Source organism: Streptomyces sp. Ag109_O5-1 (assembly GCF_003814875.1).
In the GTDB taxonomy this organism is placed as follows: Bacteria; Actinomycetota; Actinomycetes; order Streptomycetales; family Streptomycetaceae; genus Streptomyces; species Streptomyces sasae.
The window spans coordinates 6666949-6687911 of sequence record NZ_RKQF01000001.1; the positions used below are offsets into that span (position 1 = coordinate 6666949).

Genomic DNA, 20963 nt, shown 5'->3' on the forward strand with positions numbered 1-20963 from the left:
CGTTTCCCGTGCAACCCACCCGCCCCACCCGTGCGTACAGGTCCCGTGGGCCGCACATGCGGCGTACATCGAAACACACGCGAGCATGCGCGACCGAAGGAGAAGACGATGCGGACGGGCTCCGGGATCCCTCATGACTTCGACGCGTACGCACGCGACCGCTGGCCCCAACTCCTCGTCACCGCACGGTTGCTGACGGGTGATCTGCCCGCCGCACGGGAGCTGGCGCTCAGCACGCTGGCCCGGGTGTACGCGCGCTGGGGGCGCGTTCCGCGCAACGACGTGGACTTCCACGTGCGGCGCCGGCTCGTCCGGACCTGGCTGCTGCGGCGGCGGTGGCCGGGCCGCCGTCGGCGTGCCGCCCGGCAACAGACCGTGCTGGTGCTGCGGCACTGGGAGGCCGTGCCCGACAAGCAGATCGCCCAGCTGCTCGGCACCTCCGCGGGGGCGGTGCGCCACCTCGACCGGCGGGGCATGAAGGCGGTCGGGGTCGACGCCCGGCGGCTGCGCGAGGTGTACGCCGCCTGGGCCGGTGAGGTGCCCGATTCACCCTTCCCGCGTGAGGCGGTACGGACGCGGGGGCGGGCGCTGCGGCGCCGGCGGACCGCCGTGCTCGCGGCCGGGTGCGCCGCGGTGCTGGCGTTGCCGGCCTACCTCGCCGTCGGCCTCGGCGGCGGGACCGGCGCCGAGGCGTCGTCCGGTACGGCGGCGGGGCGGACGCCCGGCACGGTACGGATCGTGGCACCCGGCGAGCGGGTGGACGCGGCACCCGGCGTGCAGCTGTGGCTGACGGCGGACGGCAGCCACTGGTCGACACCCCGGGAGAACGACGTCTTCAGCGGGGTGGCCAACGACCGGCACGGCGAGCCCGGCGTGTCCTCCCAGCAGGCGGAGCCGGTGCGCGGCCGGTACCTCCTGTCCGGGGTGTACTACGGCGTGCACGGTGACCCGGGAGGCGTCGAGCTCGACACCGGCCACAGCAGGATCGCCGCCAAGGTGCTCACCCTGGCGGGCAGCCCAGGCTGGGGTGTCTGGTACGCGAGCGTGCCGGTGTCCGGGCGGGACGCCAAGGCGATCCTCGCGGGGAGCACGGAGCGCGGCGCGGGCGGCGATACGGGCGGCGTCAAGGTGTACGACAGCGCGGGCGCCGTCCTCGCACGGCTGCGGTTCGGGGGGTGGCGGGCATGACCGTACTGAAGTCGGATCCCGCGTCGGAGCCCAAGAAGGCACCCTCGCCCATGAGTTCGCGCCGCATACCGCTGCGCACCCGCCTGCGCCGCAACCGGGGCCGTATCGGGCGCCGCCTGCTGGCCGCCCTCCTGCTTGTCCTCGCCCTGCTGTGCGGAGCGGTCGTCGTCGCGTACCAGCTCACCGTCATCCCCAAGCCGCACCCGGAGACCGTCGTCCAGAGCACCGTCTTCCTCGACGAGAAGGGCTCCTACCTGGGCCGCCGGGGCCCGGTCGACCGTCAGGACGTACCGCTGTCGCGGGTACCGCGGTATGTGCAGGACGCCGTGATCGCCGCGGAGAACCGATCCTTCCGCAGCGACTCCGGGGTCTCCCCGAAGGCCGTCGTCCGCGCCGTGGCGGCGGCGCTGACCGGCGGCGAGCGGCAGGGCGGCTCCACCATCACCCAGCAGTACGTCAAGAACGCGCTGCTCAGCCCCCAGCAGACGCTGTCCCGCAAGGCGCGCGAGGCACTGATCGCGGTCAAACTGGACCGCACCCGCTCCAAGGACCAGATCCTCGCGGGCTATCTCAACACCGTGTACTTCGGCCGGGGCGCCGCCGGCATCCAGTCCGCCGCCCGCAACTACTTCGACGTCGACACGCAGGACCTCACGGTCGGGCAGGGCGCCGCGCTCGCGGCCATCATCAACCTCCCGTCCTACTACGAGAAGGCGGGCTCCGACCCGAAGGTGACCGCGACCCTCCAGAACCGCTGGACCTGGGTCCTCGACGCGATGGCGGCGAGCGGGGACATCACCGCGAAACAGCGCGCCGAGGCCCGTTTCCCGGCGTTCCGGTTCTATCCGCCGGGCGCGACCGAGGGACAGCGGCAGTATCTGATCGACGTGGCTGCGAAGGAGGCCGCCGACCGGCTCGGCATCACCGAGGACCAGCTGGCGCGCGGCGGCTACACGGTACGGACCACCTTCGACCTCTCCCTCCAGGACTCCGCGGCCGCGCTGGTCAAGGGGCACAAGGCCGCGGGCAAGGGGGTACGGCTGCACACCGCGATCGTCGGCATCAAGCCCGGCGACGGCGCGGTGCGCGTGCTGTACGGCGGCTCCGACTACGCCCGGCAGCCCTTCAACGACGCGGTGAGCGGGGCGGTGGAGGCGGGCGAGGCGCTGGAGCCGCTGGCGAAGTATCCGTTCACCGGGCCGCTTGCGAAGTTGCCGAAGACGGCGGCGCCGACACCGCTGAAGCTCACGTCGGCGTACGCGACGGTCGCGGCCGACGGCATGTACGCGGTGCCGTACACCGTCACCCGCATCACCCGCGACGGCCGGACCGTCTACTCCGCCCACCCCGACCGCGAACGGGTCCTGGCCGGGGAGGAGGCCCGCGCGGTGGCCGCGCCGGTCCCCGGCGGCTTCGCCGCCACGCCGGTCGCGGGCCCCGCGGCCAACCTGTTCACGGCGGGCGCGGGCGGCGGCATCACCCGCCGCACGGTGTGGACGGTCGCCTACGACGACCGGCTCGCCCTCACGGTCTCCCTCTTCGCCGACAAGCCCGGCAAGAAGAAGAACACGACGGTGCCCGCACAGCTGCCGACGTCACCCGCACCGACGGAGGTTACCGAGCAGACGGCAAGTCAGTTGTGGGAGCGCTTGATGTGATCGACGAAGGTGGCCCAGGCCTCCGGCAGGAACGTGAGTGTTGGGCCGAGGGGGGCTGCTTTGGAGTCGCGGACGGGGGTGAGGGCGGGGTGGTGGTCGACGGCTACTTCGAGGCAGTCGCCCCCCTGGCCGCCGCTGTACGTCGATTTACGCCAGCGGGCAGCTTCGAGGCAGTTGTCGCCGCCGCCACCGCTGTAGCTCGACTTGATCCATACGGCTGCGCTCAGGTCGTAGTCAGGGATGTTCCGCATGGGCGTAATCCTGCGCCAACGCCTCAATCAGGGCCAGGGACTTCTCTTGTGGGAGAGCCGAGGCCACGAGGAGATCAAACACGAACCTCAGTTGGGTGACGGTGGCCGGGTCGTCTTCCAGTCGCCCGGTACGGACCCCTTCGTAGTAGGCGAGCGGCGGCGCGTCCTCGAATTCCATCAGCTTCAGAGCACCCTGCATGGCCGTGTGAGCACCCGCGCTGAACGGCAGCACTTGCATGATGACCCGGTTCCGGCGCGCCAGACCGGCGACATGACTGCAGGTCGGCCAGGTCGAGTCGCTCGGACTTCGCCGCGAAACTGCCCATGGTCACGACGCGGGCCGCCGGTGCGGCCGACAGCAGCGGCATCAGCCACCGGGTCAACGCGAAGTGTCCGAGGTGGTTCGTGCCGAACATGAGCTCGTGGCCGTCCCCGGTCTCCTCGCGCGGCGGGTCGTCGAGCGCGACGCCGGCGTTGTGGACCACCGCGTCGAGGCGTTCCACCTTCAGTGATTCCACAACTGTCCGCAACGACGAGAGGTCGGCGAGGTCCAGCCGTACGGCCCGCACCTGGGCGCCGGGGACCCGCGCGCGTATCGACGCCATGGCGGCCTCGGCCTTCGTCGGGCTCCGGCTGCCGAGTACGACGGTCGCTCCGGTGGCCGACAACTGCTCCGCGACGAAGTACCCGATGCCGGCGTTGCCGCCGGTGATGAGGAAGACGCTGCCATCGGCACGCGGCAGCCGTTGGACGTTCCAGGGCGGAGTGGACGAGGTGGAGGACGTGGACGGCATGGCGACGGGACTTCCTTGCTGGTGAAGGCGGCTGCGGCTGACTGCCGGGCAACTCGGCACCCACGGTTCCAGCGGTCACCGACACATCGCCTACAGATCACCGACCGTCCCACCGACACGAGGCCGGCGGCCGTTGAAGAACCTCGGTGCCGACGTGGACATCAAGTACTACTGGGACGCCGGGCACGGCGCCGACGAGGACCCCGGGGACTTCATCACGTGGATCGGCGAAGTGACGAGCCATCGCCGACAGAATCGCCGTCGAAGCTGAGGTATGTGGCCAGGAAGCCGACGGCGTAGCCGGTCAGCAGACCGCCCGCGTAGATCGCCGCCGCGAGGGCCGGGCCCCTGTTTCCCGTGAGGAGCGGGAACAGGGCCCAGCCCGACGGGCCGATCGCCGTCGCGCCCACCCGGTCGCCGAGCACCGCGAAGAACCCCACGAAGGCGCCGCCGGCCGCCCCGCCCGCGCACGCGGTGAGGAAGGGGCGGCCCAACGGCAGGGACACCCCGTAGATCAGAGGTTCGCCCACGCCCAGCAGGCCCGCCGGGAGCGCCGACTTGATCGTCGTACGGAGCGAGGTGTCGCGGCGGAGGCGGGCGTAGACGGCGAGGGCGGCCCCGACCTGGCCGGCGCCCGCCATGGCGAGGAGGGGGAGCAGCACGGTGTAACCCTGCTGCTGGATGAGGGTGGTGTGGATGGGGATCAGGGCCTGGTGCAGGCCCAGCATGACGAGGGGGAGGAAGAGCCCGCCGAGGACGAGTCCCGCGAGCGGTCCCGTGGTGGCGAGGAGCCAGTTCGCGGCGGTGCCGATGGCGGTGGAGACGAGACCGGCGGCGTACATGAGGCCGTAGAGCGTGGCCAGTCCGGCGACCAGGACGGTGACGGTGGGGGTGAGGAGGACGTCGAGCGCGTCGGGGACCCGGCCTCGGCACCACCGTTCGACGCGGACCGCGAGCAGCGCCGCCGCCAGTGCGCCCAGCACCCCGCCCTGGCCGGGGGAGAGCGCGACCCCGAAGGCGGTGACCTTCGCGACCCCCGGATAGACGACGATCGCCGCGACCGCACCGCCAAGGACCGGGGTCCCGCCGAACACCTTCGCCGTGTTGTAGCCGACGAAGACGCTGATCAGGGCCATGAAGCCGGAGGCGATGGCGGCGAGGGCCGGGGTGAGCCAGGGCAGCCAGCCGGCGTTGACGAGCAGCCCGCCCAGCCCGGCCAGGATTCCGCAGCCGATCAGGGCGGGGATGAGCGGGACGAAGACGTCGGCGATACGGCGGAGGGCGGTCTTGAGGGGCGTCGCGTTGCGCCGGGCGTGGTCCGCCCGCAGCTCGGCCCCACGGGCGGCGAGCCGCTCGGCGGACAGCGGCGGGACGGGCAGCGGATCGGGGGACAGCGGCTGGGCGGACGCTGGCGGAGCGGACTGCGGCTCGGCGGGCAGCGGCGGGACGGGCAGCGGCTCGGCGGACTGCGGCTCGGTGGGCACTGGCGGAGCGGGCAGCGGATCGGCGGACAGCATCTGTTCGAACTCCGCGGTCACGGCCACCACGGCCCCGGGCCCGATGACGATCTGGAAGGTGTCCCCGTCGGCCACCACCCCGAGCACCCCCGGCACCGCCCGTACCGTCTCCTCGTCCACCGCCGACCGGTCGGCGATCCCCAGCCGGAGTCGGGTCATGCAGTGGGCGACGGAGGTGATGTTCGCGGGCCCGCCGAGCAGGGGCAGGAGCGCGGCGGCGGTGTCGTACGGCGATCTCTGCACTCCCCGAGCGTGCGGGTCAGCCGGCCGCGGCGGTGAGCGCCGCGCGCAGATGGCCGCGGGACTCCTCCAGAAGGCGGGCGGCGGAGGGTCCGTCGACACCGGCGAGGACCACCAGGATGGCGTTCTTCACCTCGCCGCCGGTGGCGGTGAGAGCCGCCTCGATCTCCTCGTCCGACGCACCCGTGGCGAGGGCGACGATGCGCCGGGAGCGGGCCCGGAGCTTGTCGTTCGACGCACGCACGTCGACCATCAGGTTCCCGTAGGTCTTGCCGAGCCGGATCATCGTGATCGTCGACAGCATGTTGAGAACGAGCTTCTGGGCGGTGCCGGCCTTGAGCCGGGTGGACCCGGTGAGCAGTTCGGGCCCGACGACCACCTCGATGCCGTGCTCGGCGGCGGCCGCGAGGCCGCTGCCCGCGTTGCAGGACAGGCCGACGGTCAGGGCGCCGAGGGCGCGGGCGTGCTCGACGGCGGCGACGGCGTAGGGGGTGCGGCCGGAGGCGGAGACGCCGACGACGGTGTCAGCGGCACGGATCCCGAGCCCGTCCAGGTCCTTTTGGGCCAGTTCGGCCGAGTCCTCGGCGCCTTCCACCGACGTCACCATGGCCTGCGGCCCGCCCGCGATGACACCGACGACCTGCCCCGGGTCGGTGTTGAAGGTGGGCGGGCACTCGGAGGCGTCCAGAATCCCGAGCCGCCCGGCCGTCCCGGCACCGGCGTAGACCAGCCGGCCGCCACGGGCCATACGGTCGGCGATGGCGTCGATGGCGGCGGAGATCTCGGGAAGCCGCAGAGCGACAGCGGCGGCGACTTCGGCGTCCTCGCCGTTCATCAGACGGGCGATGTCGAGGGTCGGGAGCGTGTCGATCTCGGCGAGCTCGGGCCGGAAGGCCTCGGTGGTGAGCGTTTCGAGCTCGGTGCGGAGAGCGCGGTTTTCGGTGGTCATAGGAAACGGTTCTTTCTGACGCGGTCCAGTGCACCCCCCCCAGGGGCGCGGGGAACTGCGCGACCAGCCACAACCCACCCGCAGCCGCCACACAACCCGCACCCCTACGGTCTATCGGCGCAAATTCCGATGCCGATGAGCCAACGCCTCATAAGACGCCGCCAACGCAGGAGCCGCCGCCTCATAGGTCCGCTGCGCCACCCCCACGAACAGGCAGTCCACGACCAGCAGCTGACCGGTCCGCGAGGACATCGCCGCTGGCCGCAACTCGCTCTCCCGCGAGGTCGAGGTCGTCAGCACGTGATCCGCGTACTGCGTCACCGAGGAATCCGGCCGCCCGGTGATCGCCACGGTCGTGGCGCCCCGCTCGAACGCGACCCGCAACGGCTCTATGACATCCCCGGTGGACCCGGAGTGCGTGATCGCGATCGCCACGTCCCCGGCCCGCAACTGCACCGCGTTGGTGACCGCCAGATGCGGATCACTGTGCGCATGGGCTATCAGCCCTATCCGCAGCAGTTTCTGGGTGAGGTCCTGGGCGACCAGCCCGGACGCCCCGATGCCGTACACGTCCGTGCGCCGCGCCCCGGCGAGCGCGCTGACGGCCGCCCCCAACTGTGCCGTGTCGAGGCCGGCGGCCGTGTCCGCGAGGGTCTGCTGCTCGTCGTAGGCGAGTTTCGCGACGACGTCGGCGATCGGATCGTCGACGGCGATGTCGGTGGTGATGGCGGGCGCCCGCCCCGACTGCTGCTGCGCGGCGAGCCCGGCGAGGGCGAGCCGCAGGTCGCGGTAGCCGGGGTAGCCGAGCAGCCGGGCGGTGCGTACGACGGTCGCCTCGCTCGTGCCCGTGAGTTCCGCGAGGCCGGTGACCGTGAGGGCGGCGCAGCCGGCGGGGTCGCCCGCGACCGCCTCGGCGACGCGCTGCATGGAGCGGGTCATGGAGGGCGCGAGGGTACGCACCTTGGCCGCGAGGGCGGCGGGAGCCGGCGGCGTACTCCTTCGCACGCCGCCCGAGCCGTTGCCGTTGCCGTTTCCGAAAATTTCCTTCATCTTCTCGGTCACCCTTGAAAGATATTTTCGGGTCGGTGTCCGGGTCAAGACCGCGCACAATGGGACCATGGACCCCGTAAGCCCCTTGGAACAGGCGTTGCACGCCGCCCGCGCCCTTGTACTCGCCGATCTGGTCGCGGGCGAGGTCGCCGAGGCGGATGTGGTCTCGCTGGTCGAGGACTCCGTCGTACAGCGCAGATGGTGGGTCCAGCAGTGGCCGGACGGGGCGGAGTACGTGGCGGGGCTGGTGGCCCAGGACGTACAGGACGCACTGCTGGAGCGGTACGGCCGCTGGCCGCTGTGCCCGGTGTGCGAGGCCGGCGACCCGCACGCGCTGGATGTCGAACCGGAACTCGGCCCGGACCCGCACTGGGTGTGCCACAAGGCGGGCGTGAAGGTCGCCTCCGTCGGCTCCCTGGGCCTGGCCACCGGAGGCGGGATGTCGTCCTCGTGACCGTGTACATCGACCCACCGAACTGGCCGGGCCACGGCCGGATGTGGTCCCACCTGGTCAGCGACGTCTCATACGCCGAACTGCACGTCTTCGCGGAGGAACTGGCCGTCCCGCGCCGCGCCTTCGAACGCGACCATTACGACATCCCCTCCCACCGCTACGCGGACGCGGTGCGGGCCGGTGCCGTGGAGGTCAGCAGCCGTGAGGTGGTACGGCTGCTGCACGGGGCGGGGCTGCGCAGACGCAAGAGCGACGTGGCGCGGTAACGGCTTTCACCGTCCCCGGCTTTCACCGTCCCCGGCTTTCACCGTCCCCGGCTTCTACCGTCCCCGGAGTTCGAAGGCGATGCCTTCCTCGTCCTCGCTCACCTTGGTGAAGCCGGCGCGGGACACGACCGCCTGGGAGGGCGTGTTGGCGGGGTCGATGGTGGCGAACAGGGAGCGTACGTCGTCGCGGGCCAGGGCCCAGTCGGCCAGGGCGCGGAGCGCCTCCGCCGCGTAGCCGTTGCCGCGGGCGGCCTCCGTGAGGTCGTAGCCGATCTCCACCCGGCCCTCCTCGTCCGGGGCGGAGTGGAAGCCCATGCCGCCGATCGCCCGGCCGTCCGCCCGGCGGACCAGGGTGAAGACGCCGAACTCCGGCCGGTGCACGCCTCCTTCGTACGCCTTCAGCATGAAGCCGGCGGCGTCCCGGGTGCCCTCGTACGGGCCGCCGTCGATCCACTCGAAGCCGCCGTCGCCGCCGAGGCGCAGGTCACGGGCCTCGGCCGGGCGGATGCCGACGAGGTCGAGGCGTTCGGCGGGTATGACGAGGTTGTTGTACCAGCCCCAGTCGCTGACCGGGGCGCGGCCGGGCAGCTCGCCGCGGCCGGTGGCCCACAGCAGGGTCGGCCAGGCGGCCGGGCCCGGCTGGACGTGCGGGAAGATCCAGGTCAGGACGGACTCGGCTAGTTCCTCGGCGGGCCGGTAGCGGATGCCCAAGCCTTCCGTCACATCGTGGGTGTGCAGCAGTACTTCGGCGATGGCCATCGCGGCGAAGCCCCGGCGGTCGGCGCTCCCGAAGCGCTGGGGATGGAAGGCGCGGACTCCCGGCGGGGTGGCGCGGAGGGTGGCCGCCAGCAGCGCTCCGGTCGCCTCGACCACGTCCAGCAGGCCGTGGTTGTCGGTGCCCTCGGCGAGGCCGATGCGCAGCGGGAGGCGGCCTTCCAGCACCCGCCCGGCGAGGCGGGAGGAGTAACCGACGAAGGTCTCGGCGATGTGGAACGCCGTGGTGCGGCAACTCCACTCCAGCCGTCCGGCTGTGACCCCCTCCCAGTCCCGGTCCGCCGCCGGTCGCAGTACTGCCAGAGAGCCCGCGACGGCCTCGTTCACATCATCCGCGTCTACCGGTCGCATGGGCGCACCCTAGGACGCCGGATCCCTCGCGGTCGACAGCATTTCCAGCTCCGCGGCGAGGTTGTAGCGGGCGGTCGGCTCCCACTCGGTGCGGCCGTGCGGAGTTCTGAACAGCTGAGGCAGTGCGAGGAGTTGGCGGAGGATCGCGGAACGGCCCTCGCGGAAGGCGTCGTTGGGCACGAAGTGGTACTCCTCACGCACGGCGGCGGTGTAGGCGGCGTACGCGGACGGCGGGGCGGCGAGGATCGCGAGGTCGGCGTCGCACAGGACCTCGCCGTTGCGGTCGCCGTCGGCCGGGTCGTGGGTGACGGTGAGCCGGACCAGGCGGGCGACTTCCGCGGTGTTCTTCGCGGAGATCATCGCCTCGGGGAGGGCGCGTTCGGCGAGGCGGGCCGAGCGCTCCTCGTTCGTCGAGCGGTCCGGAAGGTACACCGCGTCGTGGAACCAGGCGGCGAGCCGGACCAGTTCCGGGTCGGCCGCGTACTCCTCCAGTACGTCGATGTGGTCGAGGACCGCGGTGAGATGGGCGAGCGTGTGGTACCGGCGCTGGGGCTCCTGCCAGCGGCGCAGCAGTTCGTCGGCGTAGCGGTAGGGGTCGGGGCCGCAGGAGTCGTCGTCCCGCGCCATGAGGAGGGCGCGGAGCCAGCGGGAGCGGAGATCGTCGAGATCGGCCATGAGTTCATTCTCCCGCGCACCACCGACATCGCCCCTAGCGTGGCAGGCATGACTGCTGCTGACGCTGCACGCGACCCCCTGCTGCCCGGACGTCTCCTCACCGTCGAGCGCGATGCGCTGATCCCGCTCCTCCGCTCCAGGCCGGACGCGGACTTCGCGCTGCCGACCGCCGCGTGTCCGGGGTGGTCGGTGCGGGATGTGCTCGCGCACTGTTCGGCCGCGCTGATCCGGGTGGTGGAGAGCCGTTTCGAGCCGGGGGTGTTCTCGCCCGAGTCGAACGACCGGGACATCGCCGAGCGCGCGGAGTGGGAGAACGCGCGGGTCGTGGACGAACTGGAGCGCGGGATGACCGAGGCCGGGGAGGTGATCGCGGGGCGTGCGGACGGGCTCCTGGACCCGATAGCCCTGGGGGAGTGGGTGCACGCCGGTGACGTCCGCGACACGCTCGGCGAACCGGGGGCCTACACGGGCGCGGGCCTGCCCCACGCGCTCTCGCTGCTGGCCCGGGTGACCGGCGAGCGAGGGCACCTGAGGTTGCAGGCCGACCTGGACGACGTGGACGAGCCGCTGCAGCTGGGCGCGCCGAGCGGGACACGGACACCGGCCCGTTTCATCGGGGACGCGGCGACGCTCGTACGGCTGTACACCGGGCGGTCGGCCGACGGGGTGCCGTACGAGCTGACGGGGGCGGAGGTGAAGGAGCTGAATCTGTACGGGTGAGCGGCCGGGGGCGGTCTCGCGGCCCCGCACGGTCGGCACGTACCCTGGGATTGGACTAGACCTCCTGTAGCCGCTCCAGGGGAACACCGACGGAAGGGGTCCTATGAGCACGCGTGCAGTCCTGGAGGTGATCGCCCTCGACGCGGGGGACGCGGTCGCCGCCCAGGCCGGAGGCGCGGACCGCCTCGAACTGGTCACCGACATGGCGGCCGACGGCCTGACCCCGCCGACCCGGACCTTCACCGCGATCCGGGCCGCCGTCGATATCGACCTGCGCGTGATGCTGCGGCTGGCGGACGGGTTCGCGGCGGGCGACGTCGACCGCCTGGCGGGGGCGGCTGGGGAGCTGCGGGCGGCCGGGGCCGACCAGTTCGTGCTCGGGTTCCTCGACGCGGCGGGCGGGGCGGACCTGACCGCGGTGGAGCGGGTGGTGGAGGTGCTGGAGGGCTGCCGCTGGACCTTCCACCGGGCCATCGACCGCGCCGCCGACCGGGATGCGCTGCGCAAGGAGCTCGCCGACCTGCCGGGTCTGGACACCTACCTCACGGCGGGCGCCGCGGAGGGCGTGGACGAGGGCTTCCCCACGCTGCGGGCGGAGGCGCGCCGGGGCGGGGAGCCGGGGTACGGGCAGACGCTCCTGGTGGGCGGAGGGCTACGGCTCGATCATGTGCCCGAGCTCCGGGCGGCGGGCATCGGTGCGTTCCACATCGGCGGCGCGGCGAGGCCGGGGGGCTGGGACGGACCGGTGTCGGCGGAGGCGGTGCAGGAGTGGCGTCAAGTCCTGGACCGACCGTGAGTGGTCCCACCTAGGGGCGCGGGGAACTGCGCGACAAGCCCCGATGCGCCCGCTCCACCGCGGTCGGGTCCACCCGCACGCGAGTTTCCCGATCTACGGACCGCCCGATCTCCGGACAGCCGCCCGGGACCAGAGGAGCGACGCGGCCGACCGCGACCGGCCGGGTGCTTCTCCACCCCGGGTTCCACCCGTGGGTCCAGGTGTCGCGGGCCCTGCGACAGCAGGCTTGGGGGCATGACAACGACCGAGTGGATCACCGACATCGCTCTCATCCTCGTCGTCTTCCGGCAGCTGCGGGAAGGCCGGCTGGACCTCAAGACCTTCCTGATCCCGCTGGGGATCGTGGCCTACGTGGCCCACACGTACCTGGACTCCGTTCCCACCGGGGGCAACGACCTGATACTGGTCGGAGCGCTCATGGGCGCGGGCGCCGTACTCGGCATCGCCGGCGGCGTCTACACCCGGGTCAGGACCGCGGGCGAGCACATCCTGATCAAGGCGGGCGCGGTCTCCGCGATCCTGTGGGTGCTCGGCATGGGTGCCCGGATGGGCTTCCAGCTGTGGACCGAGCACGGCGGCGCCGACGACGTCGCCCGGTTCAGCCTCGCCCACCACATCACCAGCGACCAGGCATGGGTGGCGGCCTTCGTCCTGATGGCGCTCACCGAGGTCGTCACCCGGCTGGCCACGATCTTCGTCCGTAGCCGGATGCTGACCGCCGGGCAGCCCGCCCCTGCCTCGAACCGTGTCGCGGTCCGACCGTGAGCTATGGTCTGGCCGTGCCCACCGCCGAGACCGCCTCCTCCCCCGGACAGGTCCCGCCCCCATCGGCCGCGCCCCGGCCGATCCCGGGCCGGGACCCCCGGGCGCAGTGGGCCCTGACCGTGGCGGTCATCGTCAGTGGGGCCCTGACGATCCAGCCGATGGGCGTCAGCGGACGGGGGCTGGTGGTCGCGGTCCTGTTCGTACTGAACTGTGCGGCGCTGCTGGCCCGGGGCCTGCCCCTGGGCAAGGTCCCGCCGCGCGCCGCCGTCGTCTGGCTGTCGCTGGGCATCCTCGCGGCGGCCGCGCTGATCGGCGCCAGCCGCAGCGGAACGGGTTACCTCTTCGCCTTCTTCCTCTCCGGTCACATCGGATACCGGCTGCCGACCAGACAGGCCGTCGTCCTGGCGCTGGCCTGCAGCCTGCTCTGCGGCGGCGTCCTGTACTTCCATGTCGGACCCGGTCACCACCTGCTGCCCTGGGCCGTCGGTCTCACCACCGGCGCACCGGTCCTGATCGGGATACTCAACCGCGTCCAGCACCAGGCCGTGGACGCCGCGCTGTCGGCGGCCGAGAGCGCGGAGCGCGCCGCCCGGGCCGAGGCGCAGGCCGCCGTGCTCACCGAACGCGCCCGGATCGCCCGGGACGTGCACGACGTCCTGGCGCACACGCTCGCCGGGATCAACATGCAGCTGGAACTGGCCGACGCGCTGCTCGACACCGGCGACCTGGAGAAGGTCAGGGCGGTCAACGACAAGGCCCACAGCCTCGTCAAGGAGAGCCTGAAGCAGGCACAGTGGACCGTCCACGCGCTCCGCGAGGACTCGCTGCCGCTGGTGGAGACCCTCACCGCGATGCTTGAGTCGTCCGGCCACCGCGACGCCCTGACCGTCCGCGGCACCCCCGTGGAGGTACCGGCCCGGGTGACCCAGAATCTGCTGCGGATCGCCCAGGAATCCCTGACCAACGCCGCGCGGCACGCCCCGGGCGGTGCGGTGCGGGTGGAGCTGGCCTTCGCGGCTTCCTCGACGGCGCTGACGATCCGCAACCGGCACGCCACCCGTACGGTGAACGCGGGGGTCGGCAGCGGAATGGGGCTGATCGGAATGCGCGAACGCGTCGCCCTGCTGGGCGGCACCCTCACCGCGGGACCGGTCACCGAGGGACCGGACCAAGGCGGCTGGCAAGTGGAAGCAGTGATCCCGCGATGAGTGAACCCACCGAGAGCTCCCGGCCGTTGCGCGTGGTCGTCGCCGACGACCAGGCCGCCGTCCGCGAACCGCTCGCCGCGGTGCTGGGTCTGGCCGAGGACATCGACGTCGTCGCGGCGGCCGCGGACGGCAACGGCGTACTGGACGCGGTCGCCGCCGGTCCGGTGGACGTCGTGCTGATGGACCTGCGCATGCCCGTGCTCGACGGAATCGAGACCACCCGCAGGCTGAGCGACGAACACCCCGGGGTGGCCGTCGTCGTGCTCACCACGTTCGCCGACGACGACTCGATCCTGGCAGCCCTCAGCGCGGGCGCCCGCGGCTATCTGACGAAGAACGCCGGACGCCAGGACATCGTCCGCGCGATCCGCGCCGCCGCCGCGGGCCAGTCCGTCCTGGACCGCGAGGTCCAGGATCGGCTGCTGGCCACCGTCCGCGCCAGGCCGACGGCGTCCGGACAGCAGCTGCCCGCGGATCTCACGCCCCGCGAACGCGAAGTACTCACCCTGATCGGCCAGGGTCTGCCCAACCGCGCGATCGCCGAGAAGCTCTTCGTGAGCGAGGCGACCGTCAAGACGCACATCAACAACCTCTTCGCCAAGGCCGGCATCCGGGACCGGGCCGACGCCGTCCGCCGCGCCATCGCGGCCGGCCTGGCCTGACCTCCCGGCCCCGTGGGGCGGCCGCACAGCAGGCGGCGGCCGCCGTCCACGTCGAGCGTCCGGCCGGCGGCGAGACGGGCGCCGTCGGCGGCGAGGAAGAAGACCGGCCCGACCACGTCCTCGGCGGCCCGGTGCATCGGCAGCGCGCGGATCCCGATGCGATGTGGAACCGGATCGAGCCGTTGCTGCCGGCCGATCCGGTCCGCGGGCGGCGGTGGGCCGATCATCGCCGAACGCTTGAGGCCGTCGCGTGGAAGTACCGCACCAGCTCACCCTGGCCGGGACCTGCCCGAGGAGCTCGGCCCTTCCAGACCTCTCACAAGCGACCCGCTCGGTGCCCAGGACCGGGAAGTCTGCAGCACCCCAGTCCCAACGGTCAGAGAGACAGAACCTTGTCGTTTCAGTCGCCGGGGAAGCGGTGTCAGGGGGATCGGCTCAGGTCAGCTGGGGCGGCAGTGGGGCCCCGTGGGTGACGATGAGGCCGGACACCGCTCGCGTCAGCGACACGTACAGCCGTCGTAGTCCGGTCCGTTCGTCCGGTTCGCCGTCGACCACCGCCTGGGGCTCGTCGAGGACCACGTAGTCGTACTCCAGGCCCTTGGCGAGTGACGCGGGGACCAGGGTGAGGCGGGTTTCGGCCGTGGTCTCCTCGCCGGGGGCGAGGTAGCCGATCCCGGCCGCGGTGAGCGCTTCGGCCAGCGCGGGTACGCGCGCGTCCGCCGCGATCAGGCCCGTCGAACCCTCGTTGCGCAGCAACTCCTCGCAGGCGGCGATCACTTCGGCGGTGTCCTCGGCCGTACGGACCTCGAAGAAGCCGGGGTTCTCACGGACCGAGGCGACCGGGGCGAGACCGGGGGCGATGTGGGGGAGGAGCCGGGAGGCGTAGGTGATGACGTCCGTCGGGACGCGGAAACCGGCCGTCAGCTCCTCGATCACACCGTCCGTCTTGCCGAGGTGGGCCAGCGCCTCGTCCCAACTCCGCGTCGCCCAGGGCGTGGTGCCCTGTGCCAGGTCGCCGAGGACGGTCGCCGAACCGGTGGTGCAGCGGCGGCCGACCGCGCGGTACTGCATGGGGGACAGGTCCTGCGCCTCGTCGAGGACCACATGGCCGAGGGAGTGGGTGCGCTGGACGAGATCCGTGGTCTCGTCGATCAACACGGCGTCCGCGGCCGACCACTTGGCCGACTTCACACTGCGCACCGGCTTCGCCCACACGATCGTCTTCTGCTCGTCCTCGTCGAGGATCCCGGCGGCGTGCTCCGCGAGGAAGTCCGCGTCCGTCAGCAGGCGCAGCACCAGCTTCGCCGGGTCGACCGGCGGCCAGACCTGCTTGACGACCGCCTTCACCGCCGCGTTGCGCGCCACCGAGTCCTGCACGCGGTCGTCCGGCGCCTCTCCCGAGCGCTCCATCTGGACCAGCACGGCGTGCGCGATGCGCTGCGGCAGGGCCTCGCGAGCGGCGCCGTACCGGATGTCGCGGTCCAGCAACTCCCGGACGATGGCCTCCAGTTCGTACGCCGGGACGCGCCAGCGGCGGGAGCCGCGCACCACCACGACCGGCTCGGTGGGCAGGGAGACATGCGAGTAGACGGCCCTGCGCAGCACCTCCGCCATCCGCGCGTCGCCCTTGATGACCGCGGCCGGCGCGTCGTCGGCGCCGCGTACCTCGGCGCCGGTCGCCACCAGGTCGTCCACCGTCGCCTGCTGCACGGTCAACTCGCCCAGCGCCGGCAGCACCTGCTCGATGTAGTGGAGGAAGGACCGGTTCGGGCCGATGACCAGGGTGCCGGTGCGGGCCAGCCGCTCCCGGTGGGCGTAGAGGAGGTAGGCCACCCGGTGCAGGCCGACCGCGGTCTTTCCGGTCCCCGGGCCACCCTGTACGCACACGGTCCCGCCGAGCCCGCTGCGCACGATCTCGTCCTGCTCGGGCTGGATGGTCGCCACGATGTCCCGCATCGGACCGACGCGCGGCCGCTCGATCTCCTGCTGGAGCAGCTTGCTGGTGCGGGCCGCCTCCGCCGGGTCGGACAGGTGCTCGTCCTCGTACGCCGTGATGTCGCCGCGCGTGTACCCGAAGCGGCGGCGCAGCGCGATGTCCATCGGGTCTTTCTTGGAGGCCCGGTAGAACGGCTGCGAGACCGGCGCCCGCCAGTCGATGACCATCGGGTCGCCGTCGTGGTCGTGCACGTGCCGGCGCCCGATGTAGAAGCGCTCCCCGTCCGCGCCCTCGGCCTGGTCGGCGCCGGGGGCGTGCAGGTAGTCGAGGCGGCCGAAGAAGAGAGGCGTGTCGCTGAGGTCGGCCAGCGCCTTGATGCGCTCGTCGATCTGGCGGGCCAGGACCTCGGCGTTGACCCAGTTCGCGGTGACGTTGCTGATGTCCAGCGACTCGACGTCCTCGCGCATGGCGCGCAGCGCGGAGCGGGAGGACGCGAGGTGGGAGCGCTCGCGGGAGAGGGGGTCGTCGGCGGGTGCGGTGTGCGGGTCCGTGAGCGGGTCGTGGGCGGGCGTGGACAAGGGGGTGCCTCCGAAGGCCTGCGGGTGGTCGGCGCTCAGGTGTGGATGGCGCACGGGTGGCGATCAGCCGACCGGTTTCCGTCCGGGCGGCGGCACTCCGGGGGGCGGAGGCGGGCAAGAGCGGAGAGTCTAGTGAGACGGGGCCGGGGAGGCCAATGGATTTTCCCCCAATCGGCCGTCGGCCGGCTTCCGTGCCGTGCCCCCTAGGGGGAGTGTCACCCTGGAGGGCGGTCTGAGGTAGGGGGGAAGGTCCATCCGAGGGTGGACGGGCGGATGCCGGAAATTGGACCCGTGGACCGATGCCGTCCTTATGCCCGAAGTTCCACCATTGAGGCATGAGCGCAGCAACCATCACACCAGCCCCCAGCCGTCCCCCGGGCGCCACAGCCGTGGACGGCGTCCCGACCCACCGCCTGGGCGACGCCCTGCGTGCCGTCAAGGTCTTCGTCAGCGCGGCGTTCAGCGTCGTCATCCTCGGCGAGTACGGCGAGGAAACGGGCATACACCGTAAGTGACGGCATAGGGTCACCTGCGTGCCGAACCGGACGACGGTGACGTCCTCCCCTCTCCCCCTGTCCATCTCTCTCCCTCCGCCCGTCTCCCTCCGCCTGTCCAGCTCCCTCCTGGCGGTCTCTCTCTGCTCCTTCGCCGCCCTCTGCGTCCTGCTGCACGCCCCGATGGCCGATCTGCTGGTCTACCGGGCCGAGGGCGAGGCCGTGGTCCACGGCGGTGATCTGTACGGCTTCACGGTCACCGAGTGGCGGCTGCCGGCGACGTATCCGCCCTTCGCGGCGGTCCTGTTCGTCCCGACGACCTGGATCCCCGTCCCGGCCCTGAAGGTGGCGTTCCTCGCGGGCAACGCGCTCCTGCTCGCCTGTCTCGTCGCCCTCTCCGCCCGGCTGGCCGGACGCCCGCTGCCCCTTGCGCCGCTGTGCGCGGCTACGGCCCTCGGCCTCTGGCTGGAGCCGGTCTTCCAGACGGTTCTCTTCGGCCAGATCAACCTGGCGGTCGCCTGTCTGGTCCTCTGGGACCTCACCCGTCCGCCCGGCGCCCCCGCCAAGGGTCTGGCCCTGGGCATCGCCGCGGGCGTCAAACTCACCCCGGCGATCTTCATCGCGTATCTGTTCCTCACCGCACGCAGAAAGGAGGCAGGCGTTGCGACGGCGTCCTTCGTGGGCACGGCCCTGCTCGGTGCCCTTCTCCTCCCCCCGGCCTCCGTGGACTTCTGGACGCGGCGCCTGTTCGAGACGGGCCGGGTCGGCAAGGCGTGGATCGTCGACAACCAGTCGCTTCAGGGCCTGGTCGCAAGGGCGCTGGGCGCGGAGGCACCGGGTCTCGTGTGGTCGCTCCCGGCGGCCGGGCTGGCGGCGGCGGGGCTGTGGCTGGCCACCCGCGCCCGCCATGTGAACGGTGACCGCTGGGGCGTCCTGCTGACCGCGTTCACGGCCCTGCTGGTCTGCCCGATCAGCTGGTCCCACCACTGGGTCTGGTGCGTCCCGCTCCTGGCCGTCCTCCTGGCGGACCGCCGCCCGGCCCTCGCCCTCACCACGGCGGCCCTCTTCACCGCCCGCACGATGTGGCTGCTGCCCCACGAGGGCGACCGGGACCTGCGCCTGCCGTGGTGGCAGCAGCCCTTCGCGTCGCCGTACCCGCTGCTGGGGCTGGCGCTGCTGGCGGGCGCGGCCGTCGCCCTACGGCGGCACGGCCGCGCCCTGCGGAGCGGTGGGCCTCAGCTCTCCGCGAGGATCTCGTCGGCGTCCATGATCCGGTAGGCGTACCCCTGCTCCGCCAGGAAGCGCTGCCGGTGGGCGGCGAAGTCCTGGTCGATCGTGTCGCGGGCGACGACGGAGTAGAAGTGGGCCTGGTGGCCGTCCGCCTTGGGACGCAGCACCCGGCCGAGACGCTGGGCCTCCTCCTGGCGGGAGCCGAAGGTGCCCGAGACCTGGATGGCGACCGTGGCCTCCGGCAGGTCGATGGAGAAGTTGGCGACCTTCGACACGACCAGCACGCTGATCTCGCCCTCGCGGAAGGCGTCGAAGAGCTTCTCGCGCTGGGCGTTGGAGGTCTCGCCCTTGATGACCGGGGCGTTCAGGTGCTCGCCCAGCTCGTCGAGCTGGTCGATGTACTGGCCGATCACCAGGATCTGCTGGCCCGCGAAGCGCTTCACGATCGCCTCCGTGACCTTCCGCTTGGTCGCGGTGGTCGCACAGAAGCGGTACTTCTCCTCGGTCTCGGCGGTGGCGTAGGCCAGCCGCTCCGAGTCCGTGAGGTTCACCCGTACCTCGACACAGTCGGCGGGTGCGATGTAGCCCTGCGCCTCGATCTCCTTCCACGGGGCGTCGAAGCGCTTGGGCCCGATCAGGGAGAACACGTCCGATTCCCGGCCGTCCTCGCGCACGAGGGTGGCCGTCAGCCCCAGCCGCCGGCGCGCCTGAAGGTCGGCGGTGAACTTGAAGACAGGAGCCGGCAGCAGATGGACCTCGTCGTAGACGATCAGACCCCAGTCCCGGGAGTCGAAGAGTTCGAGGTGCGGGTAGACACCCTTCCGCCTGGTCGTCAGCACCTGGTAGGTGGCGATCGTGACGGGCCGGATCTCCTTGCGCGTCCCGCTGTACTCACCGATCTCGTCCTCGGTGAGACTCGTCCGCTTCACCAGCTCGTGCTTCCACTGCCGCGCGGACACGGTGTTGGTGACGAGGATGAGCGTCGTCGACTTGGCCTGCGCCATGGACCCGGCGCCGACCAGCGTCTTCCCGGCCCCACAGGGCAGGACGACGACACCGGACCCGCCGTGCCAGAAGTTCTCCACGGCCTGCTTCTGGTAGGGCCGCAGCGCCCAGCCGTCCTCGGCGAGCTCGATGGGGTGCGCCTCGCCGTCCACGTACCCGGCGAGGTCCTCGGCCGGCCAGCCCAGCTTCAGCAGGGTCTGCTTGATCTGCCCGCGCTCGGAGGGGTGCACGACGACGGTGTCGGGGTCGATCCGGGCGCCCACCAGCGGGATGATCCGCTTGGAGCGCAGGATCTCCTCGAGGACCGGGCGGTCGGTGGTCGTCAGCACCAGCCCGTGCGCCGGGTGCTTGCTGAGCGTCAGCCGCCCGTACCGGTCCATCGTCTCGGCGATGTCGACCAGCAGCGCGTGCGGCACCGGGTAGCGGCTGTACTCGACCAGGGCGTCCACGACCTGTTCGGCGTCGTGCCCGGCCGCCCGCGCGTTCCAGAGCCCCAGCGGGGTCACCCGGTAGGTGTGGATGTGCTCGGGCGCCCGCTCCAGCTCCGCGAAGGGCGCGATGGCCCGACGGCAGTCGTCGGCCCGCTCATGGTCGACTTCCAGGAGCAGGGTCTTGTCGGACTGGACGATCAACGGACCATTCACGCGCGGCACCCTTTCCCTCCGGCCCATGAGGCCGTTCATGCGGCCATCGTCATGGACCAAAGTTCCAGTGTGCCTCATGCGCGAGCGATCACCTCGGTCCCCGAACGGACCCCGTCTGATCGTCCGGTGCAACCTCGGGCCCGTTTCGGGTGTCATGTCCGGTGGAGGCCGCGCAGCGCGCGTGGCCCGGCGAGGAGGCGTGCGGTGACGTCCATACGCATCTGGGGACCCGGCGCGGGGGCTGTGGTGGTGCTGGTGGCCGCCGGGGTGTGGGCGCGCGGGTCGAGCGCGGTGGACGCCGGTCTGTGGGCCGACGTACGTCCCGCGATCGAGGCCCGGCTCGTGACGCAGTCCGCCGGGAGCGGAGCCGGAGAGAGCGAGCCCGATCTCAGATCACGGTGGTTCTGCCGGGCGGAGGCGCTGGACCTGGAGCAGAGCGAGAACCGGGTGCGGGCCGGCATCAACACCCTGTGCGAGGAGTACGGCGTGCGCGCGGGCGCCCTGGTGATGTGTGGCGGCGCGCAGATACCGCAGGTGATGCGGCTGGAGCGGGACCCGGTGAACGGCGGCTATCGCGTCGTCTCCCAGGAGGAGGAGCCGGACGACGGCAGCGGGTGGGAGGACAGCCACTTCAGTCACTACGCCGAGTCCCGCATCGGCCAGGGGATGGAGGCGGAGTCCGCCGGGCTGCAGACCCTGGCCCGGGCCCACTTCGGCCTGCCGGCCACCGCGCCCGTGCGGAACTGCTAGTCCGCCGC

At 72.1% G+C, this 20963-nt stretch carries 21 protein-coding genes and 2 pseudogenes; 13 read left to right on the plus strand and 10 right to left on the minus strand.

The genetic code is table 11. From position 1 onward, the window contains the following. Positions 1-108 precede the first annotated feature (108 nt). Together EDD90_RS30265 and EDD90_RS30270 are read left to right on the plus strand one after the other, a co-directional pair. On the plus strand, positions 109-1188 hold the full coding sequence (locus tag EDD90_RS30265) for a sigma factor-like helix-turn-helix DNA-binding protein (protein WP_260328179.1): 1080 nt from the start codon (positions 109-111) through the stop codon (positions 1186-1188). Next, positions 1185-2846, plus strand: coding sequence for a transglycosylase domain-containing protein (locus EDD90_RS30270; protein WP_260328181.1), 1662 nt, complete (start codon positions 1185-1187; stop codon positions 2844-2846). Before EDD90_RS30265 ends, EDD90_RS30270 begins: the two co-directional genes overlap by 4 nt. Here the strand turns inward: EDD90_RS30270 and EDD90_RS30275 are convergent. The 6 genes and pseudogenes from EDD90_RS30275 to EDD90_RS30300 all read right to left on the minus strand — a co-directional run bounded on the left by EDD90_RS30275 (position 2822) and on the right by EDD90_RS30300 (position 7659). Continuing rightward, positions 2822-3097, minus strand: coding sequence for a DUF397 domain-containing protein (locus EDD90_RS30275; RefSeq protein WP_123976092.1), 276 nt, complete (start codon positions 3095-3097; stop codon positions 2822-2824). The two genes, EDD90_RS30270 and EDD90_RS30275, sit on opposite strands and share 25 nt — an antisense overlap. Then, positions 3081-3371, minus strand: a pseudogene (locus EDD90_RS30280) (Scr1 family TA system antitoxin-like transcriptional regulator); the annotation flags it as partial. The pseudogene EDD90_RS30280 and the gene EDD90_RS30275, both read right to left, overlap by 17 nt. Continuing rightward, positions 3364-3891 (minus strand): annotated as a pseudogene (locus EDD90_RS30285) (SDR family NAD(P)-dependent oxidoreductase); the annotation flags it as partial. The pseudogenes EDD90_RS30280 and EDD90_RS30285, both read right to left, overlap by 8 nt. Positions 3892-4106: 215 nt before the next feature. Further along, the gene (locus tag EDD90_RS30290; protein WP_123976093.1) at positions 4107-5651 is read right to left on the minus strand and encodes a PTS transporter subunit EIIC; all 1545 of its coding nucleotides are present in this window, start codon (positions 5649-5651) and stop codon (positions 4107-4109) included. A gap of 16 nt (positions 5652-5667) precedes the next feature. After that, on the minus strand, positions 5668-6597 hold the full coding sequence (murQ, locus tag EDD90_RS30295) for an N-acetylmuramic acid 6-phosphate etherase (RefSeq protein ID WP_123976094.1): 930 nt from the start codon (positions 6595-6597) through the stop codon (positions 5668-5670). 111 nt (positions 6598-6708) lie between these two features. Then, positions 6709-7659, minus strand: coding sequence for a MurR/RpiR family transcriptional regulator (locus EDD90_RS30300; RefSeq protein WP_398925922.1), 951 nt, complete (start codon positions 7657-7659; stop codon positions 6709-6711). A gap of 55 nt (positions 7660-7714) precedes the next feature. On the opposite strand from EDD90_RS30300, the gene EDD90_RS30305 reads away from it, so the two are divergent. Together EDD90_RS30305 and EDD90_RS30310 are read left to right on the plus strand one after the other, a co-directional pair. Continuing rightward, entirely contained in the window at positions 7715-8101 is a 387-nt protein-coding gene (locus EDD90_RS30305; RefSeq protein WP_123976095.1) for a hypothetical protein, read from the plus strand. Then, the gene (locus EDD90_RS30310; RefSeq protein WP_123976096.1) at positions 8098-8367 is read left to right on the plus strand and encodes a DUF4031 domain-containing protein; all 270 of its coding nucleotides are present in this window, start codon (positions 8098-8100) and stop codon (positions 8365-8367) included. The genes EDD90_RS30305 and EDD90_RS30310 overlap by 4 nt, the downstream gene beginning before the upstream one ends. 54 nt (positions 8368-8421) lie before the next feature. Here EDD90_RS30310 and EDD90_RS30315 read toward each other — a convergent pair whose 3' ends face one another. Then, positions 8422-9468 (minus strand): GNAT family N-acetyltransferase, encoded by a 1047-nt coding sequence (locus EDD90_RS30315; protein WP_123981820.1) that lies wholly within the window; start codon positions 9466-9468, stop codon positions 8422-8424. A gap of 33 nt (positions 9469-9501) precedes the next feature. After that, positions 9502-10167: a hypothetical protein gene (locus EDD90_RS30320; protein ID WP_123976097.1), complete on the minus strand. Its 666-nt coding sequence runs from the start codon at positions 10165-10167 to the stop codon at positions 9502-9504. A 48-nt stretch (positions 10168-10215) separates the two neighbouring features. Between EDD90_RS30320 and EDD90_RS30325 the strand changes: the two genes are divergently transcribed. The 6 genes from EDD90_RS30325 to EDD90_RS57665 all read left to right on the plus strand — a co-directional run bounded on the left by EDD90_RS30325 (position 10216) and on the right by EDD90_RS57665 (position 14791). Further along, positions 10216-10887: a maleylpyruvate isomerase family mycothiol-dependent enzyme gene (locus EDD90_RS30325; protein ID WP_123976098.1), complete on the plus strand. Its 672-nt coding sequence runs from the start codon at positions 10216-10218 to the stop codon at positions 10885-10887. Positions 10888-10990: 103 nt separating this feature from the next. Beyond that, positions 10991-11683 (plus strand): copper homeostasis protein CutC, encoded by a 693-nt coding sequence (locus EDD90_RS30330; protein WP_123976099.1) that lies wholly within the window; start codon positions 10991-10993, stop codon positions 11681-11683. Between the two features lie 234 nt (positions 11684-11917). Continuing rightward, complete coding sequence (locus EDD90_RS30335) at positions 11918-12448, plus strand: hypothetical protein (protein WP_123976100.1); 531 nt, start codon at positions 11918-11920, stop codon at positions 12446-12448. A gap of 158 nt (positions 12449-12606) precedes the next feature. Beyond that, positions 12607-13656 (plus strand): sensor histidine kinase, encoded by a 1050-nt coding sequence (locus tag EDD90_RS30340; protein ID WP_123981822.1) that lies wholly within the window; start codon positions 12607-12609, stop codon positions 13654-13656. Further along, entirely contained in the window at positions 13653-14318 is a 666-nt protein-coding gene (locus EDD90_RS30345) for a response regulator transcription factor (protein WP_123976101.1), read from the plus strand. The genes EDD90_RS30340 and EDD90_RS30345 overlap by 4 nt, the downstream gene beginning before the upstream one ends. A 161-nt stretch (positions 14319-14479) precedes the next feature. Then, a complete protein-coding gene (locus EDD90_RS57665; protein WP_260328182.1) occupies positions 14480-14791 on the plus strand; it encodes a transposase in 312 nt (103 codons plus the stop codon). On the opposite strand, the gene EDD90_RS30355 is transcribed toward EDD90_RS57665, so the two are convergent. Continuing rightward, positions 14754-16832, minus strand: coding sequence for a UvrD-helicase domain-containing protein (locus tag EDD90_RS30355; RefSeq protein ID WP_123981824.1), 2079 nt, complete (start codon positions 16830-16832; stop codon positions 14754-14756). The genes EDD90_RS57665 and EDD90_RS30355 overlap by 38 nt on opposite strands. 335 nt (positions 16833-17167) lie before the next feature. Between EDD90_RS30355 and EDD90_RS30360 the strand changes: the two genes are divergently transcribed. Together EDD90_RS30360 and EDD90_RS30365 are read left to right on the plus strand one after the other, a co-directional pair. Then, positions 17168-17347 carry a hypothetical protein gene (locus tag EDD90_RS30360; protein WP_123976102.1) on the plus strand — a complete coding sequence of 60 codons (180 nt, stop codon included), beginning with the start codon at positions 17168-17170 and terminating at the stop codon, positions 17345-17347. A gap of 162 nt (positions 17348-17509) precedes the next feature. Beyond that, positions 17510-18604 (plus strand): glycosyltransferase 87 family protein, encoded by a 1095-nt coding sequence (locus EDD90_RS30365; RefSeq protein ID WP_123981826.1) that lies wholly within the window; start codon positions 17510-17512, stop codon positions 18602-18604. On the opposite strand, the gene EDD90_RS30370 is transcribed toward EDD90_RS30365, so the two are convergent. Continuing rightward, complete coding sequence (locus EDD90_RS30370; protein ID WP_123976103.1) at positions 18562-20205, minus strand: DNA repair helicase XPB; 1644 nt, start codon at positions 20203-20205, stop codon at positions 18562-18564. The genes EDD90_RS30365 and EDD90_RS30370 overlap by 43 nt on opposite strands. Before the next feature lie 204 nt (positions 20206-20409). Here EDD90_RS30370 and EDD90_RS30375 point away from each other — a divergent pair, with 204 nt between their 5' ends. Beyond that, positions 20410-20955, plus strand: a complete 546-nt coding sequence (locus tag EDD90_RS30375) for a hypothetical protein (RefSeq protein ID WP_260328183.1) — start codon at positions 20410-20412, stop codon at positions 20953-20955. Positions 20956-20963: the final 8 nt, after the last annotated feature.

Excerpts from the sequence above, each read along its gene's own strand:
- EDD90_RS30320 (WP_123976097.1), bottom strand. The coding sequence starts at position 10,167 with ATGGCCGATCTCGACGATCTCCGCTCCCGCTGGCTCCGCGCCCTCCTC.
- EDD90_RS30340 (WP_123981822.1), top strand. The coding sequence starts at position 12,607 with ATGGGCGTCAGCGGACGGGGGCTGGTGGTCGCGGTCCTGTTCGTACTG.
- EDD90_RS30335 (WP_123976100.1), top strand. The coding sequence starts at position 11,918 with ATGACAACGACCGAGTGGATCACCGACATCGCTCTCATCCTCGTCGTC.
- EDD90_RS30325 (WP_123976098.1), top strand. The coding sequence starts at position 10,216 with ATGACTGCTGCTGACGCTGCACGCGACCCCCTGCTGCCCGGACGTCTC.
- EDD90_RS57665 (WP_260328182.1), top strand. The coding sequence starts at position 14,480 with ATGTGGAACCGGATCGAGCCGTTGCTGCCGGCCGATCCGGTCCGCGGG.
- EDD90_RS30305 (WP_123976095.1), top strand. The coding sequence starts at position 7,715 with ATGGACCCCGTAAGCCCCTTGGAACAGGCGTTGCACGCCGCCCGCGCC.
- EDD90_RS30365 (WP_123981826.1), top strand. The coding sequence starts at position 17,510 with ATGGCCGATCTGCTGGTCTACCGGGCCGAGGGCGAGGCCGTGGTCCAC.
- EDD90_RS30330 (WP_123976099.1), top strand. The coding sequence starts at position 10,991 with ATGAGCACGCGTGCAGTCCTGGAGGTGATCGCCCTCGACGCGGGGGAC.
- EDD90_RS30275 (WP_123976092.1), bottom strand. The coding sequence starts at position 3,097 with ATGCGGAACATCCCTGACTACGACCTGAGCGCAGCCGTATGGATCAAG.
- EDD90_RS30360 (WP_123976102.1), top strand. The coding sequence starts at position 17,168 with ATGAGCGCAGCAACCATCACACCAGCCCCCAGCCGTCCCCCGGGCGCC.
- EDD90_RS30265 (WP_260328179.1), top strand. The coding sequence starts at position 109 with ATGCGGACGGGCTCCGGGATCCCTCATGACTTCGACGCGTACGCACGC.
- EDD90_RS30345 (WP_123976101.1), top strand. The coding sequence starts at position 13,653 with ATGAGTGAACCCACCGAGAGCTCCCGGCCGTTGCGCGTGGTCGTCGCC.
- EDD90_RS30270 (WP_260328181.1), top strand. The coding sequence starts at position 1,185 with ATGACCGTACTGAAGTCGGATCCCGCGTCGGAGCCCAAGAAGGCACCC.
- murQ (WP_123976094.1), bottom strand. The coding sequence starts at position 6,597 with ATGACCACCGAAAACCGCGCTCTCCGCACCGAGCTCGAAACGCTCACC.